Raw genomic sequence first — 2,988 nt, 5'->3', positions numbered from 1 at the left:
CATAAGAAATTTTATGTTAAATGATTGTTAGAAATGCCCCTTGATCGAGGCATTTTCTATAAAGAATACTAAAAACTAATTAAAGCCAACCAAGTTTCAAAACAAGGCAGTTCTCAGCAATCATATTTTTAAATTATATAACTCCCAACTGAGCTTTTGCTCCAACGATAAGGCTTTCATTTTGAGTTTCTAAGGCAAATAAACCATACATCAAAGGAGAGGCCGCTGCTCTTTCTAAAGTCTGTTCATATAGTTTATTCCAAACTTTACCCCCTAGTTTTTCATACTCGATGATTAGAGTTTTGAGGCTTTCTTCTCCAAACAAAGTTACATGCCCAGCAAAATCAATCGCTGGGTCATCTATATGGGCTGTTGACCAATCAATAACGCCTGAAACAGCTCCATCCTTTGAAGCTAGTACATGCCCAGCATATAAATCGCCATGTATAAATTGGGTGAAATCTGCCCATAGAACATCATTATCCAACCATTTTCTGTAGCGGGTTTCCAATTGCTCACTTATACCAATTTCAGATTTTACTAACTGCAAATTGTTTGCTATTTCAGGTCTTAAATCTGAAGGTTTCATAATTTTCAAATCATTTTCCCGAACTTCTTTTTCAGGAATACTATGGATTTCAAATAAGGTTTTTGCCAAAGATGTTATGTATTTCGGGCTATCTTTGTCCATATTCCAAATTATTTCATAGGTTTCAGCATCCAAATTTAAAACAGGATTATCTTTAAGTATGGGATAAGCCACTAATTCTGTAGATGAAATTCTCCAATCAGGAACCTCTACAGAAAGATGTTTTTTTACCAATTCTAAAATGCGTTTTTCTTTCTTGATTTGTTCCCTCATGCCATCACGACGAGGAATACGCAGCAACCATTGTTGCCCCTTTGTATCAAGAGCAAAAACGACCTTAAAATCAATGCCCATTTCATTGAAATTCATTTTGTCCGTAAGCAACAAGCCGTGTGCTTCAGCAAGTGATTGAATATCTTGAATTGTCATTTTTAATTTCCTTTAAAGAGTTCAATAATTAATGTTCGGATTAGATTGGCTATCATTAACAATCTCTCTCAAAAGTCTTGATGATTTTGTGGTCTTTGATCTCGTAGATAATGTCAGCAATATTATCGACCAATTGCTTGTCATGAGATACGAAGATAATAGTTCCTGCATAGGACTTCATCATTGTTTCTAATGCGGCAATACTTTTTAGGTCAAGATAGTTTCCTGGTTCATCCATAAGCAAAATATTATATTTTCCTAAAAGCATTTTGGATAAAAGCAGTTTGATGATTTCACCTCCCGATAAGTCGGATAAGTTTTTTTGAATATCATTCGCTCCGATCCCCATTGAAGCCAATACTGCACGAATTTCCGCAACTGTGTACTCGCACTCTTCCTGCATAAAGGAGAGCACAGATTTATGCGTGTTAAATTTATATCCTGTTTGTGTAAAGTAGCCAATTTCAGCTTTTGGAGATATGGTTAATCCATCAGCACGTTCTGATATCATTTTTAACAAGGACGTTTTCCCTGTTCCATTCGATCCAGTTATAGCGACTTTAGCGCCAAGCGGTATTATAAAGTTAGCGTCATCAAAGATAGTACGGCTACCAAATTTTAAGCTCAGACCATCTGCCGTAATCGGGAACTTATTGTGCAGTTCTAGGGCTGAACTTTGACGAAAACGAATAGAACGCAAATGCTCTGGTGCTTGAATATCTTCTAATGCAGCCAAACGCTTTTCCATACTCTTAGCTGCCTGATACAGTTTTCTTTGCTTGGTGCCAGTCATTTTTGCATGCCCAAGTCGTCCAGCACTTTCGGTAGAGTTTTTGGATTTTTCTCCTTTTTTCTTATTGTCTAATCGATTAGCTTGCTGGCGTTTTTCTTGCACAGCAGATTCTAATCGCTCCCGTTCCTTCATCATCAGCTCATATTCTACGGCTTGGTGTTGTCGCTCTTCTTCTTTTTGACGCAAGTAATCCGAGTAACCACCCCAATATTCCGTAATTTTACCGTCTTTTAACTCCCATATCTTGTCTACAACCATATCAAGAAAATATCGGTCATGACTGATAACAAGTAATGCTCCATCAAATGCTTTAAGTTGACCAATAAGTAGATCTATTCCATTGAGATCAAGGTGGCTGGTTGGTTCATCCGCTAGAATGCCATGTACTTGTTGGGAAAATGCGGCAGCAATTTTTGCACGAGTTTCCTCTCCGCCACTCATTGTGTCGTTTTGTACATTGGAAACACCAAGGCGAGATAACATTGCCCGGTCTTCGACCGTTTCTATTTCGATTCCGCCCAGTTGGCTGATATGTGCAAAATCACCAAAACGCTGTAATGTCGCTTCGGCTAAAACAATTTCGCCATTAAGTACTTTGAGTAAACTACTCTTTCCTGCTCCGTTATCACCCACAAGACCAATACGGTCATAAGAGTGAATTTCCAATTCATCAATATCCAAAACATCACGCCCAGCATAATCCAAGCGTATGTTTCTCGCTTTAATAATTAAACTCATTTTTATTTACTCCTGTTTAGCTCTTGAAATTTTTTATGCAGCAAACAGGATTTAGGTGAAAACAAAAGCTAGCATCACAGTGTCCTCCCAAAAAAAAAGCTATTCATCCACAGGGTGGACAAATAGCTAGTCAATTAAGTTATAACTGGAAACTATGCACTAAAAGCATACTTATAAATTAAGCATACTTTTACTTTATATATCCGCATATATTCTTAAAGACACAACAAAAGCCCACCATTATAAAATAGTGTCACTATGCAAATAGTTGTGTCTTAACGAATGCGGATAGAATGCATAAACTTACCTAAAAAATAAAATTCAGTTTTATGATAACTTTACTGTTAAAAGAAGTCTAGACAACCTTGTTTTATGCTTGGATATAAGGCTTATTTTAAAATAATAGTAGTGAAGATTTTCTAAAATTAACATAATACAC

General features: G+C 36.6%; 2 protein-coding genes. Both read right to left on the bottom strand.

Features of this window, described 5'->3' with window-relative positions; translation table 11 throughout:
• Positions 1–133 precede the first annotated feature (133 nt).
• Positions 134–1,018, bottom strand: coding sequence for an Mph(E) family macrolide 2'-phosphotransferase (locus FTV38_RS17015; RefSeq protein ID WP_000155092.1), 885 nt, complete (start codon positions 1,016–1,018; stop codon positions 134–136).
• Between the two features lie 55 nt (positions 1,019–1,073).
• Positions 1,074–2,549, bottom strand: a complete 1,476-nt coding sequence (msr(E), locus tag FTV38_RS17010; protein WP_000052512.1) for an ABC-F type ribosomal protection protein Msr(E) — start codon at positions 2,547–2,549, stop codon at positions 1,074–1,076.
• Positions 2,550–2,988 lie beyond the last annotated feature (439 nt).

The sequence above is a fragment of the Acinetobacter sp. YH16044 genome, assembly GCF_013417145.1.
Taxonomy (GTDB): Bacteria; Pseudomonadota; Gammaproteobacteria; order Pseudomonadales; family Moraxellaceae; genus Acinetobacter; species Acinetobacter amyesii.
Note: the sequence above shows the minus strand (reverse complement) of the source record. Positions and strands in the feature narration are given on the sequence as shown.